Source organism: Micromonospora orduensis (genome assembly GCF_006228125.1).
GTDB lineage: Bacteria > Actinomycetota > Actinomycetes > Mycobacteriales > Micromonosporaceae > Micromonospora > Micromonospora orduensis.
In genome coordinates this window covers 14766-29516 of sequence record NZ_VDFY01000078.1, presented here as the reverse complement: position 1 = coordinate 29516, position 14751 = coordinate 14766, and the positions used below count along the sequence as shown (strand labels likewise).

Genomic DNA, 14751 nt, shown 5'->3' with positions numbered 1-14751 from the left:
GACGCCCGTTGGCCGCGAGTCAGGGAGCAGATGCCCGATGGCCGGGCTGGTCAGGGCGCTGGCGGGCGAAGGCGTCCGTGAGGCCCCAGCGGCCCGGGATGTCCAGGAGGGCGATCCGGCCGAAGGCGGGCGGCAGCGCGGGATTGACAGCGAGGTGGTCCTCGTGCGGGTCGATGCCGAGCATCGTGCGGATGAGCAGCATCGACGCCCCGCTGGACCAGGCCTGGGGGCTGCCGGCGGTCGGATACCGCACCGGGTACCGGGTGGTGCGGCGGTCGAATCCACCGAACGCCTCCGGCAGCCGGTCCTGGAAGTAGGTGGCGGCGGAGAGGACACCCTCGGCGATGCGGGCCGCCTCGGCGCCGAAGCCGTACCGGCGCAGGCCCCACGCGATGAACGAGTTGTCGAACGGCCAGACCGTGCCGGTGTGGTAGCCGAGCGGGTTGTACCGGCCCTGCCCCTCGGCGAAGGTCCGCACGCCCCAGCCGGAGAACAGCGCCGGACCCATCAGGTGCTCGACGACCTGCGCGGCCCGTTCCCGGGGCACGATGCCGCTCCACAACAGATGCCCGACGTTTGACGACAGGCTGTCGACTGGAGTGCCGTCGTGGTCCAGGGCCAACGCGTAGTAGCCCCGGTCGTCGAGCCAGAAGTCCTGGTTGAAGCGCTCGTACAGGGCCGCCGCCTCACGTTCCAGCCGGTTGGCGTAGTCGGGGTCGCCCCAGATGGTACGGGCCAACCGTGCCCCTCGGATCTTGGCGTCGTAGGCGTACCCCTGGGTTTCGCAGGTGGCTCTCGGGAAGCCCGGCAGTCGCCCGTCGGCGTACGAGATGCTGTCCCAGGAGTCCTTCCAGCACTGGTTCTCCAGGCCGGTGTCGCGGTTGCGCCGCTCGTACCAGATGTAACCGGTCGCGTTGAGGTCCGCGTACCGGTCGATCCACCCCAGGGCCGCGCGGGCCTCCTGCTCCAACTCGACCACCAGTGCCCGGTCGCCGCTCCAGCGTTCGTACTCGTCGAGCAGCACCACGAACAGCGGTGAGGCGTCGGCCGTGCCGTAGTAGGGGGAGTGCGGCTGCTCCTCGAACGCGGCCGACTCCCCGTAACGCAGCTCGTGCAGGATCCGACCCGGATCCTCTTCCAGCACGTCGTCGGTGCGGGCGCCCTGGAGTGAGGCGAGGATCCGCAGCGTCGGCGGGGTCAGCGACGGTGTGACGGCCAGGGTCTGCAAGCAGGTCAGCAGGCTGTCGCGGCCGAACAGGGTCATGAACCAGGGCAGGCCGGCCGCGGGCACGGCGGCGCCGCTGAGCGAGAGGGGAGCGAAGCGCAGCGCGGCCAGGTCCACCAGGCTGCGGTGGTACACCTGCTGGAGCGTGATGCTCTCGGTGTCCAGCTTGGGCGCCGCGGCAACCCACTCCCGGACGCTCTCGGGCAGGGTGGACTCGTCCGGCCGGAGCGCCCGCAGGGCCGACCGGAAATCGACACCGTCCGGGCGGAGCGCCCGCATGACCACCTGCAGCCGGGTCGACCACTGCTGGCCGGACCCCAGCCGGGCCGTGAACCGCAGACCCCGCGGGTCGAAGGTGGCCGGCTCGCTCGCCGTCACGGACACCTCGCGCCGGTACGTGCCGCGCCGGTATCCCAGCCGCAACTCGTTCGGCTCGACCTCGGTGTAGTGGCTGCCGACCTTGTCCGGGATGTCGAACTTGATCTCGAAGATGTCGGCGAAGTCGGCCATCACGTCGAGCCGTACGTCGAGATCCAGGTCGTGATCACCGTAGTTGAAGATCGTCAGGGACTCGGTCAGGTCCGGGCCGATGCGTCGCCGCCGGATCGCCGACACGTCGGCCTGCACGTAGTCGGCCGCCCCGCCCGGCACGACGAAGAACGTGACCTCGTAGTACTGGCTGTCGTCCACCGAGAGCGAGATCGATATTAAGGAGCCACTGCTCCAGATCGTCCCCGTCCCGGATGTCGAATCGGACGCTCCCACACACCTTGCTGAAGCGCGGATCGTGGCCGGCATCGGTCAGCCGCTCGAAAAACATGCTGGTCGCAGTCATTCCGACCTCCCCGGCGCCGGCAGAAGCGCCTGTCGGCTACCCGTCGGCGGTCACTGTTAACTCATCCGACTGGTACGCGACGAGATCTGACGCCCTGCCGGCTCGTGGCCGGACCGTCCGGTCGGCGCGTGGCCCCGTTTGTGGTCAGGGAGCCGGGGAACGCGCCCTGTTCGTCCGCCGGCAGGTCTGACGGCCGGTCGCGGAGACGGAAGGGAGCGGGTCATGGAGTACGAGCAGATGATCGCCACGGTCCGGCGACGCGCTGGCCTGGGGGAGAACGAGGCCGTGCGGTCCGTGCAGGCCGTCCTGTCGGTGCTCGGCGAACGGCTCGCCGGCCAGGAGGCCGACCACCTGGCGGCACAGCTGCCGGATCCGCTGGACGGATCCGTCACCCGGAACCCGCAGGGTCGCCGGTGGGACGTCGGCGAGTTCCTCAAACACGTCGGCGACCGCGAGCAGGTCGCGGACGCGGACCAGGTGCGTCAACACGCCCAGGCGGTGCTGCGGACCGTCGCCGAGGCACTCGATGACGACGAGCGGCACGACCTGCTCGCCCAGCTGCCCGCCGGCATCATCGACCTCTTCGGTGTGCCCACCCCGCGCGGCTGAGCACCGACAAGCGTCACGGAATCGGCCACTCGTGCACCGGCCGGTTGCTGTGCATCAGGTCCAGGTAGTGCCGGACCACCTCGCGCAGCGCCGCCGGACGGTCCAGGTGGTCGGCGGACTCCAGCCGGTGCAGGGTCTCCACCTGCCAGGTCGCGCCGTTGCGGCCGGTCAGGCAGCGCTGCTCGACGATGCCGAGCAGCCGGTCCCGCTCACCCGGGTCGAGCCCCCACCGGTCCAGGCCGTGATGCGCCATCGGCAGCAGCCGGCGGAGCACCAGCTCGGTCACCGGCAGGTAGCCGAGGCCGGGCCAGAACACCTGCGCGTCGATGCCGTACCGGGCGCAGCTTGTGAAGTTCTCCTCAGCGGCGCTGAACGACATCTGTGACCACAGTGGCCGGTCCGACTCGGCCAGGGCGCGCACCAACCCGAAGTAGAAGGCGCCGTTGGCGATGGTGTCCAGCACGGTGGGGCCGGCCGGCAGCACCCGGTTCTCCACCCGCAGGTGCGGCCGGCCCCGCGACACGTCGTACACCGGGCGGTTCCACCGGTAGACGGTGCCGTTGTGCAGTCGCAGTTCCGCGAGGTTGGGCACCTCACCCGCGGCGAGGGCCTGCGCCGGATCCTCCGGGTCGCAGACCGGGAGCAGCGCCGGGAAGTAGCGGACGTTCTCCTCGAACAGGTCGAACACGTTGGTGATCCACCGTTCGCCGAACCACACTCTGGGGCGTACCCCCTGGGCCTTGATCTCCTCCGACCGGGTGTCGGTGGCCTGCTGGAACAGCGGGATGCGGGTCTCGCGCCACAACTCGCGGCCGAAGAGCAGCGGCGAGTTCGCGCCGACCGCGACCTGGATGCCGGCGATCGCCTGGGCGGCGTTCCAGTAGTCGGCGAACTGCGCCGGGCTGACCTGGAGGTGGAACTGGGTGCTGGTGCAGGCCGCCTCCGGGGTGATCGTGTCGGCGGTCACCGCCAGCCGCTCCACCCCGCTGATCGCGATCGGCAGATCCTCACCACGGGCGGCGAAGATCTGCTCGTTGAGGAGCTTGTACCTGGGGTTCGCGGAGAGCGTCTCGGCGGTCAGGTGCTCCGGGCGCAGCGTCGGCAGGATGCCGATCATCACCATGTGCGCGCCGATCGCCCGGGCCTTCTCCTCGGCCGCGTTGAGGCTCGCCCGCACATCCTGCTCGAAGGCCGCGGTGCCGGTGCCGGTCAGCCGCCTCGGTGGCACGTTGATCTCGACGTTGAACTGGCCCAGCTCGGTCTGGAACAGCGGGTCGGCGACGGCGGCCAGAACGTCGGCGTTGCGCATCGCCGGCATCGAGGCGTCGTCGACCAGGTTCAGCTCGATCTCCAGCCCGGTCATCGGCCGGTCGATGTCGAAGCGCGACTCGCGCAGCATCTCGGCGAAGACGTCGAGGCAGATGCGGACCTTCTCGCGGTAGCGGGCCCGGTCCTCCCGACTGAAGGTTCGTACGCCGACGTCCTCGCCCATGGTCACCACCCTGTCACCGCTGGTTCCCCCCAACCTCGCACGGGCCTGGCGGGCGGGGGAAGACCCGATGGTCCCTTCCTACCCAGCTGCCCGCCCCGATAGCCCAGCCGGAGCGCACCGATAGCATGGCTGTCCGAAAGGTGGTGGCGTGGGGATGCGCGAGAAGGTGACGAGGCTGTTCGTCGCGGCGGCGATCGCCGAGGCCTGCTCCTGGCTGGCCCTGCTGGTCGGGATGGCGGTCAAGTACGGCCCGCCGGGCAACGAGCTGGGCGTCAAGGTCTTCGGCCCGATCCACGGCGGCCTGTTCGTCGCGTACGCCCTGCTGGTGCTGGCCGTGGCCCGGCTGCGCCGGTGGAGCCTGCCGGTCACGGCCGTGGCGCTGGTCAGCGCGGTGCCGCCGTTCGCCACAGTGATCTTCGAGCGCTGGGCCCGCCGCCGGGGGATGCTCGGCGTCGACCGCGAACCGGCCCGCGAGCCCGCCCCGGTCGGCTGACCCGCCGCCCTTTCGGGCCAGGCCGGCCGGGCCGGCTCAGGTCAGCGCCGAGCAGGCCATGATGCCGGTGAGCAACAGCGCGCCCAGCACGGCCTGCAACAGCAGCGGCGGGCCGAGGTGCGACCAGAGCGTCGCGGTACGCGGGGTCAGCAGCTGCCCGGTCGTGAGGTTGACGATCCGCTCGATGCGCGGCGGCAGGTCCGGGTCGCGTTGCGGGCGCAGGGTGAGCTGGACGTGGTCCGCCGGGTGCAGCGCGCTCTGCGGCAGGTGGCCGTGCAGCTCCACCTCGCACAGCTGACCGGCGGCGTTGCGCAGCCGCACCGGGGTCACCAAATATTCCGGGCCCTGCTTCAGCTCCTTCCACCGCCGTCGGGTGCCGCCGCCGCCGAAGGAGAACAGCGTGCGCAGCAGGAGGGCGGGCAGCCGGGCGATCGCCGCTGCGGCGAGTACGGCCACCAGCACCGGCTGACCGATGCGCACCTCCCGGGTGTAGCCGTCCAGCAGGCGGATCAGCCGTCCGGTGACGATCCGCTCCGTCGGGTGCACGATGCGTCGGGTATCGAGTCTGCTGTCCATTTCCACCACCGAGAGTCCGCGTACGTTCACTGATCGTATCGATGTCCTCGGTTGAACGACGTGAATGAAACCTGGTCACGGGCTCACGGCGGCGAGGTGACATCCCGGGCGAGCAGGGTAAGCGGGGGGCCGAGCTGGAAAGGGGTCGAGCATGCAGCTGTCCTTCCTGCGCCCGCTCTACGACCGTCCCGGGCCGTGGTGCTCGGTGTACGTGGACGCCTCCGCCGACACGGAGGACGCCCACGCGGCGCTGGCCCTGCGCTGGCGTGCCCTGGAACGCAGCCTGGCCGACCAGGGAGCCGACGAGGCGAGCATCGCCGCGTTGGACCGGGTGGTCCGTGGCCACGACCCGATGGTCGGGGACTACGGGCTCGCGGTCTTCGCCAGTCACGGCCGGGTGGTGCTCTCCGAGTACCTGTCCGCGCCGCCACTGCGCGACCTGGCCCACTACGGGCCGCTGCCGCACGTGATGCCGCTGCTCGCCCAGCGCGGCGAACAGGTGGCCTGGGTCCGGGTGCTCGCCGACCGCACCGGCGCGGACGCGGTCGCCATCAGCGCCGGCGGAGTGCCCCGACGGGCGCACGTCGTCGGCCGGGAGACCTTCCCGCTCCGTCGGGTGCAGCCCGGCGGCTGGTCCCAGTCGCACCACCAGAAGGCCGCCATGGAGGCGTGGCACCACAACGCCGGCGACGTCACCGCGGCGACAGTGGAGCTGGCCGAGAAGGTCGGCGCGGAGGTCGTGGTGGTGGCCGGCGACGTCCGGGCCACCGGGGTGATCGCCGCGCAGATGCCCGAGCGCTGGCAGGACCTGATGGTGCGTACCGACGCGGGCTCCCGCGCCGGCGGTGCCGACCAGACGCTGCTGGACGACCTCACCGTGCAGACCATCGCGGAGGTCGCCGACCAGCGGATCGCCGCCACCCTGGACAAGTTCGGCGTGCAGGAGGACGTCGGCGGCGGCCTCGACGCGGTCGTCTCGGCCCTGCAACGCAACCAGGTGGACACCATGCTCATCGTGGACGACCCGTCGGCCAACGGTGAGCTGTGGATCGGTCCGGAACCCACCGAGATCGCCGTCGACCCGGGGCAGCTGGCCGCCATGTCGGTCACCGACCCGCAGCGGGTACGCGCCGACGCGGCGCTGGTCCGGGCCCTCGTCGGCACCGACGCGGCGCTGACCGTGCTGGGTCCGGACGAGGCACCCGAACTCGCCGACGGGGTCGGGGCGGTCCTGCGCTACGTCGACCCCGCCACTCCCGGGCGCGGCAATGGCTGAGCGGAGCGTGGCCGACCTCGTGGTGCAGCGGCTGCTGGCCTGGCGGGTGCCCCGCGTGTTCGGCTACCCGGGCGAGGCGATCGCCCCGCTCGTCGAGGCGTTGGAGCGGGCCGGTGGTGACCCGGCGTTCATCCCGGCCCGGCACGAGGAGACCGCCTCGTTCATGGCCACCGGCCACGCCAAGTTCACCGGCGGCATCGGCGTGTGCCTGGCAACCCAGGGGCCCAGCGCGGTCCAACTGCTCAACGGCCTGTACGACGCCAAGCTGGACAGCAAGCCGGTCGTCGCGATCGTCGGCGAGGACATCTCCGGACCGCTCGGCGGCGCCCACCAGGAGATCGGGCTGAGTCGGCTCTTCGCGGACGTGTGCAACCAGTTCGTCCGCTACGGCCGCAGCCCGCAGGACGTGCCGGGGCTGCTGGACCAGGCGTTCCGTACGGCGGCGGCGACCCGCAGCCCGACCTGCGTGGTGCTGCCCCGGCAGTTGCAGGAGGCCTTGGTGCCCGACCTGCACGCCAACGCCGTCGGGGTGATCTCGGCGACGCCAGGTGAGCCGCTGGCCCGGGTCCTGCCGCACGAGGTGGACCTGGAGGCCGCCGCGCAGCTGCTCGGCAGTGGTCAGCGCACCGCGATCCTGGTGGGCCAGGGCGGGCGGGGCGCCGCCGCGGAGATCGTCGAGCTGGCCGACCGGCTCGGCGCCGGGGTGGCCACCTCGCTGCTGGGCAAGCCGGTCCTCGACGAACGGCTGCCGTTCCATACCGGGGTGCTGGGCGAGGTGGGCACACCGGCCGCGGCCGAGCTGATGGGCGGCTGCGACACGCTGCTGCTGGTCGGCACCAACGATCCGTGGACCGACTACCTCCCGATGCCGGGGCAGGCCCGCATCGTGCAGATCGACATCGACGGGCGGCGCATCGGCACCCGCTACCCGGCCGACGTGCCGCTTGTCGGCGACGCCGCCGAGACCCTGCGGGCGTTGCTGGCCCGGGTGCCCGACCGACCCAACCCGCAGTGGCGCGCCACCGTGGAGAACTCGGTGGACCGCTGGCGGGCCGACGCCGCCGACCGGGCCGCCGCGCCAGCCGAGCCGATCAACCCGCAGTTGGTGCTCCAGGAGCTGTCCAGCCGGCTGCCGGGCGTCGGCGCGGTCGCCGTCGACGTCGGCTCGGTCCTCTACTGGTACGCCCGGCACCTCTCCCTGCCACCGGGGGTGAACGCGCAGTTGTGCGGCACCCTCGGCTCGATGGGCTGCGCCCTGCCGTACGCGGTGGCCGCCAAGCTGGCCGCACCCGACCAGCCGGTGATCGCGCTTGTCGGCGACGGCGCCATGCAGCTCAACGGGCTCGCCGAGCTGATCACCGTGTCGCACCACTGGCAGCAGTGGCGCGACCCTCGACTGGTGGTGCTGGTGCTCAACAACCGGGACCAGAACGGCATGGGCGGCGGGCGGCAGCCGTCGAACGATCCGACCCGACGTCGACCCGACGTGCCGTACGCCGGCTGGGCCCGGCTGCTCGGGATGCACGGCGTCCGGGTGGATCGGCCCGAACTGGTCGGCGCGGCCTGGGACGAGGCCCTCGCCGCGGACCGTCCCTGCGTACTGGAAGCGGTAGTGGACCCGGCGGTGTCGCTGGCGCCGCCGGACCCGGCGTTCGCCGACCTGCGCGGCCTGTACGCCGACGGGGCGGCGGCCCGGAAGGTACGGGAGCAGACCGAACGCACTGTCGCCGCGCAGGATGTCGTTTAGCGGCCCAGCTCAGGGGCATCAGAAGCGGCCCGACGACGCTGGAGGTCACATGCCGGAGCCCGCCGACCGCCGCTACGGTCCCGCGCCACTACCGCAGCCGCGCGGTCCGCTGTCCGCGGCGGTGACCGATGCCCTGCGGCGTGCCCCGCACCACCTGCCGGCCAGCCTTGGCGCCGATCTCGACCCGGCGGACCCGCTCACCGACGAGGACCTGCAACTGACCCTGTTCCTCTGCTACGAGCTGCACTACCGGGGCTGGCGGGGCGTGGACGAGGACTGGGAGTGGCAGCCGACGCTGCTGGGCCTGCGCGCCCGCGCCGAACGGCCCTTCGAGGCGGCGCTGCGTCGGCTCGTCGGCTCCCCGCGGGTGCCGGCCGCCGGGGTTGCCGCCGGGCTGGCCGAGCTGGTCACGGCCGACGACGGGCCGTCGCTGGCCGCTACCCTTCAGCGGCGCGCCGACCTCGCTCAGTTCCGCGAGTTCGTCGCGCACCGTTCCGTCTACCACCTGCGGGAGGCGGACCCGCACAGCTGGGCCCTGCCCCGGCTCGGCGGCGAGGCCAAGGCCGCCCTCGTGGAGATCCAGACCGACGAGTACGGCAACGGCCGGCTGGACCGGATGCACGCCGAGCTGTTCCGGCGCACCCTGGACCGGCTGGGCCTGGACACCGGGTACGGCGCCCACGTGGACGCGGTGCCCGCCGTCACGTTGGCGACGAACAACCTCATGTCGCTGTTCGGGCTGCACCGGCGCCTGCGCGGCGCGGTGCTCGGGCACCTGGCCGCCTTCGAGATGACCTCCTCGCTGCCCAACCGCCGCTACGGCAACGGGTTGCGGCGGCTCGGCTTCGACGAGGTGGCCACCCGCTTCTACGACGAGCACATCGAGGCCGACGCGGTGCACGAGCAGATCGCCGCGCACGACATGTGCGGTGGCCTGGTCCGCGCCGAACCGGCCCTCGCGCCGGATGTGCTGTTCGGCGCGGCGGCCGGGCTCGCGGTGGACCGGCTGTTCGCCGCGCACCTGCTGGACAGCTGGGCCGCCGGCCGCAGCTCCCTGCGCGCACCCGCCCCGACCGCCGGTTCAGCCGCCGCCGTGGCGCCGCTCGTGCCGCCGACGGTGTCCCTCCCGGTGACGGCGGCCGCCGTCGCCTGAGCGGGCGCGCCCTCGGTCAGGCGCTGACCGTCCGGGCGATCAGCCCTCGCGGGTCGTACCCGCCCGGAAGTTGGCCACCTTGTGGGTGCCGTCGCAGAACGGCTTGAGCGCCGACTTGCCGCAGCGGCACAGCGCCACCGTGCCCCGGCGGGCGTCGATCCGCTCGCCGTCGGGCGTGACCAGGGCGAAGTCGCCGCGGACCAGGAGCGGTCCGTCCTCGTACGGGGTGATCGTGGCGGCGGCGGGCTCGCTGGTGTCGTCGGTGCGCATGGCCCCGGAAGTGCCCGCCCTGGCCGGCCCGAAACCCGAGGGACCGAACGCCGGTGATGACCGGCGCACCCCACCGACCAGCGGATTGTGCCGCCGGGAGGGTGATGCCCCGTTTGAACCCCATCGGGACGGGAAGCCGGGCCGCGTGGTGAGCGAACGAGGCAAGGTGGGGCCGGTGCACAAGGTGCGCAAGGGGCTCGTGGCCGATGGCGCCGGCCTGGCCGGCGACCGGGTCGTGGCCGTGGGCAGCGCCGCCCGGGTGCTGGTCGCCGCCACCGCCCGCGCGCTGAACGGCACGGACTGCGCCGACCTGGGCCACACCGGGCCGATGTCGCGGTTCCCCGGCACACCCGAGCCGGTCCGCCGGGCCGCCGTCAGCCGGGCCGCGGGGCGGGTCGCCCTCACCGCCACCCAGGTCGACGAGGTGGACGCCGCCCGGGTGGCCCGCTGGTTCGTCGACCAGTACCCCCGGCGGCGCTACCCAGGCGTGCTGATCGGCTCGCCGCACGGTGCGGTGGCACACCTCGCGGTGGCCCTCGGCGTTCCGTGGCTCCCGGCCGGCTTCGAGATGACCGCGCACTGGTCCGACGGCGCGGTGGACCGCCCGGCGGACGCGCTGGAGCACGGCGCGGCACTGGCCACCCCGCTGCTCGCCGCGAACACCGACCTGCACCTGCGTCAGGTGCACTGCCCGGCCAGTCGGGGATCCCTGACCGGGGTGACGGTGTCGCTGACCGCCGCCTGGCAGGCCCTACCGGCCGCGTACGGGCAGTTCCTGGCCGATCGGCTCGCCCCGGGCGCCCCGGTCGTGCTGGTCCGTGACGTGCGGACCTGGCCGGTGCTGGAGCACGGCCCCAGGCACAGCTTCCAGGTCGGCTGCCCGGCCAGCGGGCTGGACCCGGTCGACTTCCACCCGGACAGCCACGCGCTGCGCCAGGTGCTGCGCTCCGTCGGCGGCGACGCCACTCGGTGGGAACCGCCGCAGGTGTCCGCGCCGTCCGGTTACGCCGAGCACGGCGTCGACTCGGGCTTCGAGCTGTCCGCGCGGGACTGGGCGGCCCGCCGCGACCATCCGCTGCACCGGGTGCTCGTACCCCGTCCGGCGGCGCTCAGCGCGGGGGTGGCGGACCTGTACCGGCGTTGGCTGCGCGGCGCCGGCAAGACCGGTGACCGGTTGGTGGTGGAGTGCGGCCGGCTGCTCGATCCGTGGCAGGTGGTGCGGGCGGGGCTGGTGCCGTACTGGTGTGAGAACGCCACCCGGCGCAGCGTCGACGAGGCCGAGTGGTGGCTGGCCGGCAGCGAGGCGTTCACCTCGGTGGACGTGCTGCCCGAGCCGCCCGGCGTGCGCTCGCCCGCCCTGGCCGGCCTGCCGCAGTGGCTGGCGGTCGCCGGGTTCGGTCGCCGCCGTCGGGCGCTGGACCGCACCTCCGCCCGGGGTTACCCGGTCACGTCGGTACCCACCCGCCGGGCCACGGAGGTGCTCCGCTCCCAGCCGTACGACCTGCCCGCGCCGCCCCCTCTGGGGGCCGCCGAGGCCCTGTCCACGCTCCACGACAGCGGCCGCCACCAGGGGTTGCTGGTCTCCTGAGACGGAGGACGCCGAAACATCCTCGCGAACCCGGGGTCCCGTGATTGAGTACCTACGGAGCGGGAACATCGCTGGCTGCGACGCCCTCATCGCGTTGCGTGCACGGCGTTGTCGCCCGCTGGCATCCCAGTCACTGACCCACCTTTCCGGCCCGGTGCGTGGCTCGACCACGCGCACGACCGGTTTCCCGATCCGGGCGGGGGACCTTCCTGAGGGAGGCGCGGATGTTCGGACAGACGAGCACCACCACGACCACACCACCACCCACCGAGCGGGGTCTGGAGGACCTCGACGCGGCGGCGCTGGCGTACGCGGCCCGGATCGAGGGGCTGCCGCCGGAGCGTCGGCAGGAGGCACGGGACGACCTGGTCCGCTTCGCGCTGCCGTTCGCCGGCCGGCTCGCCCGCCGTTATCGGGGGCGCGGAGAGCCGCTGGAGGATCTGGAGCAGGTGGCCCGCCTGGGGCTGGTCAACGCCGTCGACCGGTATGACCCGGAACGGGGTTCCTTCACCGCGTACGCCGCGATCACCATCGTCGGCGAGATCAAGCGGCACTTCCGGGACCGCACCTGGGGTGTGCACGTGCCCCGGCGGTTGCGTGACCTGATCCTCGAGGTCGGTCAGGCCACCGCCGCGCTGACCAGTGAGCTGTCCCGGGCGCCCACGGTGGCCGAGCTGTCGGCCCGGCTGGAGACGCCGGAGGAGGAGATCCTCGCCGCGCTGGAGTCGGCGGCCGGCTACAGCCCGGCGTCGCTCAACGCGCCGGTCGGCGGGGAGAGTTCCGCCGAGTTCGGCGACCTGGTCGGCGAGTCCGACAACGCGCTGGAATCGGTCGACGACCGGGTGACGGTCAGTGGCCTGCTGCACCGGCTGCCCTGGCGGGAACGGCGCATCCTGGCCATGCGCTTCTACGGCAACCAGACCCAGGCGGAGATCGCCGCCCGGTTCGGCATCTCGCAGATGCACGTATCCCGGCTGCTGTCGCGGGCGCTGACCTGGCTGCGTCAGGCGATGCTCGCCGACGCGCCGCCAGCGTGGCAGAACGGCGCCGCCGAACCGGACCCGGGCAAGACCCGGATCTCGGTGAAGCAGAACGGCGACCGGGTGGTGGTGGAGGTCGGCGGCGAGGTCGACCGCGACGGCGCGGACCAGCTGCGCCGGGCCATGCTGGAGGCGGTCACCGGCCAGCCCAGCGAGGTGGTCGTCGACCTGGTCGGCGCGGGAGGCTTCGACGCCGGCGGGATCGCCGCGCTGATGGCCGGGCGGGACGCGGCCGAGCGGACCGGGGTGCCGCTGCGGCTCACCCGGGTCCAGCCCGCGGTCCGCCGTTCGCTCACCGCCGCCGGCCTGGCGCCGGCCCGGGACTGACCGACCACAGCCGGACGGACGAAGGGCCGACACCCAGCGGGTGTCGGCCCTTCCGCGCGTACCCCTGATCAGTGCTCCTCGGGGTTTCGGTCGCTGTGCGGGTGCCGCCAGCGCTCGTGCGGCTTCGGCGCGTCCTCGGCGTCCTGCGGTGGGTCGCTCTGCTCGAAGCTCGGTCGCCTTATGCCCTCGGGTTCCGGCACGTCCACCGGCCGGGCGCCGGAGCGGGCCGCCGGCTGGTACTCGGCGGCGTCGCGGGCGCCGTGCGCGCCCTCGGCGGCCGGCGACTCCGGAACGTGGTGCTCCATGTGCAGCTCCTCGGTGAACTGCTGCGGCGGCTTGGTGGCGCGCTGCGGCAGGTCCCGGCCCAGGTCAGCGACGAGCGGGCCGTACTTGAGGTCGAAGGCCGGCCGCTCGGAGCGGATCCGGGGCATCCGGTCGAAGTTGCGCAGCGGCGGCGGGCAGCTGGTGGCCCATTCCAGGGAGTTGCCGAAGCCCCACGGGTCGTCCACCGTCACCATCGCGCCGTACCGCCAGGACTTCCAGGCGTTGTAGATGAAGAACAGGGTGGAGAGGCCGAGAATGAACGCGAAGATGCTGGAGATGGTGTTCAGCGTGGTGAAGCCGTCGCTGGGCAGGTAGTCGGCGTAGCGGCGGGGCATCCCCTCGTTGCCCAGCCAGTGGTGCACCAGGAAGGTGCCGTGGAAGCCGATGAACATGGTCCAGAAGTGGGCCTTGCCGAGCCGCTCGTCGAGCAGCCGCCCGGTCATCTTCGGCCACCAGAAGTAGTAGCCGGCGAAGAGGGCGAAGACGACGGTGCCGAAGACCACGTAGTGGAAGTGCGCCACGACGAAGTAGCTGTCATGGGTGTGCCAGTCCGCGGGCGGGCTGGCCAGCAGCACCCCGGTGAGCCCGCCGAGCAGGAAGGTGACCAGAAACCCGATGGAGAAGAGCATCGGTGTCTCGAAGGTCAGCTGCCCCTTCCACATGGTGCCGATCCAGTTGAAGAACTTCACGCCGGTGGGCACCGCGATCAGGTAGCTCAGGATGCTGAAGAACGGCAGCAGCACCTGACCGGTGGTGAACATGTGGTGCGCCCAGACCGTCATGGACAGCACGGTGATCGCGACGGTGGCCAGCACCATGCCGGTGTAGCCGAAGAGCGGCTTGCGGGAGAAGACCGGGATGATCTCGGTGATGATGCCGAAGAACGGCAGCGCGATGATGTACACCTCGGGGTGGCCGAAGAACCAGAAGAGGTGCTGCCAGAGCATCGGGCCGCCGGTGGCTGCGTCGTACACGTGCGCGTTGAGCAGCCGGTCGGCCGAGAGCGCCAGCAGGGCGGCGGCCAGCAGCGGGAACACCAGGATCACCAGCACGCTGGTGAACAGCATGTTCCAGGTGAAGATTGGCATCCGGAACATGGTCATCCCGGGCGCGCGCAGGGTCAGGATCGTGGTGATCAGGTTGACCGCGCCGAGGATGGTGCCCAGACCGGAGACGACCAGGCCGAGCACCCACATGTTCGCGCCCACGCCGGGGCTGTTCTCCACACTGCTCAGCGGGGTGTATGCCGTCCAGCCGAAGTCCGCGGAGCCCTGCGGGGTGAGGAACCCGCCGATCACCATGAGGCCGCCGAACAGGTACAGCCAGTACGCCAGCGCGTTGAGCCGGGGGAACGACACGTCCGGGGCGCCGATCTGGATCGGCACGATGAAGTTGCCGAACCCGAAGGCGGCGGGGGTGGCGAACAGCAGCAGCATCACCGCGCCGTGCGAGGTGAAGAGCTGGTTGTACTGCTCCGAGGAGAGGAACTGCATCCCCGGGCGGGCCAGCTCCGCTCGGATCAGCATCGCCTCTACGCCCGCCACCAGGAAGAACCCGAAGGAGGTCAGCAGGTACAGGATGCCGATCTGCTTGTGGTCCGTGGTGGCGAGGAACTTGATCAACGAGTTGCCGGGGACCGGCGCCCGTACCGGTCCGGGGAAGCCCCCGAAGCGTGCCGGTGCCAGGATCGCCGGACCCCGATCGCGACCGGGTTCCGTGGTTACCCGCTTGGGCATGGCTGCTCACCCCGTCGTGACGGCAGAAAGGACGGGCGTGCCTACCCGACCCTCTCACCA

At 72.2% G+C, this 14751-nt stretch carries 11 protein-coding genes and 1 pseudogene; 7 read left to right on the top strand and 5 right to left on the bottom strand.

Translation table 11 applies throughout. From position 1 onward, the window contains the following. Window positions 1–19: 19 nt before the first annotated feature. A pseudogene (locus FHG89_RS02870) lies at window positions 20–1921 on the bottom strand (glycogen debranching N-terminal domain-containing protein); the annotation flags it as partial. A 361-nt stretch (window positions 1922–2282) separates the two neighbouring features. Here FHG89_RS02870 and FHG89_RS02865 point away from each other — a divergent pair. Further along, on the top strand, window positions 2283–2669 hold the full coding sequence (locus tag FHG89_RS02865) for a DUF2267 domain-containing protein (protein ID WP_139582530.1): 387 nt from the start codon (window positions 2283–2285) through the stop codon (window positions 2667–2669). Between the two features lie 13 nt (window positions 2670–2682). Here FHG89_RS02865 and FHG89_RS02860 read toward each other — a convergent pair whose 3' ends face one another. Next, window positions 2683–4161, bottom strand: coding sequence for a glutamate-cysteine ligase family protein (locus tag FHG89_RS02860; protein WP_139582528.1), 1479 nt, complete (start codon window positions 4159–4161; stop codon window positions 2683–2685). Between the two features lie 154 nt (window positions 4162–4315). On the opposite strand from FHG89_RS02860, the gene FHG89_RS02855 reads away from it, so the two are divergent. Continuing rightward, window positions 4316–4654, top strand: a complete 339-nt coding sequence (locus FHG89_RS02855; protein WP_139582572.1) for a DUF3817 domain-containing protein — start codon at window positions 4316–4318, stop codon at window positions 4652–4654. Window positions 4655–4690: 36 nt separating this feature from the next. Here the strand turns inward: FHG89_RS02855 and FHG89_RS02850 are convergent, their stop codons facing one another. After that, window positions 4691–5239: a hypothetical protein gene (locus FHG89_RS02850; RefSeq protein ID WP_208760843.1), complete on the bottom strand. Its 549-nt coding sequence runs from the start codon at window positions 5237–5239 to the stop codon at window positions 4691–4693. A gap of 142 nt (window positions 5240–5381) precedes the next feature. On the opposite strand from FHG89_RS02850, the gene FHG89_RS02845 reads away from it, so the two are divergent. From FHG89_RS02845 to FHG89_RS02835, 3 genes are read left to right on the top strand one after another with little or no spacing between them, the layout of a single operon-like run. Further along, window positions 5382–6506, top strand: a complete 1125-nt coding sequence (locus FHG89_RS02845; RefSeq protein WP_139582525.1) for a baeRF2 domain-containing protein — start codon at window positions 5382–5384, stop codon at window positions 6504–6506. Then, window positions 6499–8253 (top strand): thiamine pyrophosphate-binding protein, encoded by a 1755-nt coding sequence (locus FHG89_RS02840; protein WP_139582523.1) that lies wholly within the window; start codon window positions 6499–6501, stop codon window positions 8251–8253. The genes FHG89_RS02845 and FHG89_RS02840 overlap by 8 nt, the downstream gene beginning before the upstream one ends. A 49-nt stretch (window positions 8254–8302) precedes the next feature. Then, on the top strand, window positions 8303–9406 hold the full coding sequence (locus FHG89_RS02835) for an iron-containing redox enzyme family protein (RefSeq protein WP_139582522.1): 1104 nt from the start codon (window positions 8303–8305) through the stop codon (window positions 9404–9406). Between the two features lie 39 nt (window positions 9407–9445). Here the strand turns inward: FHG89_RS02835 and FHG89_RS02830 are convergent, their stop codons facing one another. Next, window positions 9446–9676 carry a CDGSH iron-sulfur domain-containing protein gene (locus tag FHG89_RS02830; protein WP_139582521.1) on the bottom strand — a complete coding sequence of 77 codons (231 nt, stop codon included), beginning with the start codon at window positions 9674–9676 and terminating at the stop codon, window positions 9446–9448. A gap of 175 nt (window positions 9677–9851) precedes the next feature. Here FHG89_RS02830 and FHG89_RS02825 point away from each other — a divergent pair, with 175 nt between their 5' ends. Next, on the top strand, window positions 9852–11264 hold the full coding sequence (locus tag FHG89_RS02825; protein ID WP_425280148.1) for a hypothetical protein: 1413 nt from the start codon (window positions 9852–9854) through the stop codon (window positions 11262–11264). 224 nt (window positions 11265–11488) lie between these two features. After that, window positions 11489–12631: a SigB/SigF/SigG family RNA polymerase sigma factor gene (locus FHG89_RS02820; RefSeq protein WP_139582520.1), complete on the top strand. Its 1143-nt coding sequence runs from the start codon at window positions 11489–11491 to the stop codon at window positions 12629–12631. A gap of 68 nt (window positions 12632–12699) precedes the next feature. Here the strand turns inward: FHG89_RS02820 and ctaD are convergent, their stop codons facing one another. Continuing rightward, window positions 12700–14691, bottom strand: a complete 1992-nt coding sequence (gene ctaD / locus FHG89_RS02815; RefSeq protein WP_139582518.1) for an aa3-type cytochrome oxidase subunit I — start codon at window positions 14689–14691, stop codon at window positions 12700–12702. Window positions 14692–14751: the final 60 nt, after the last annotated feature.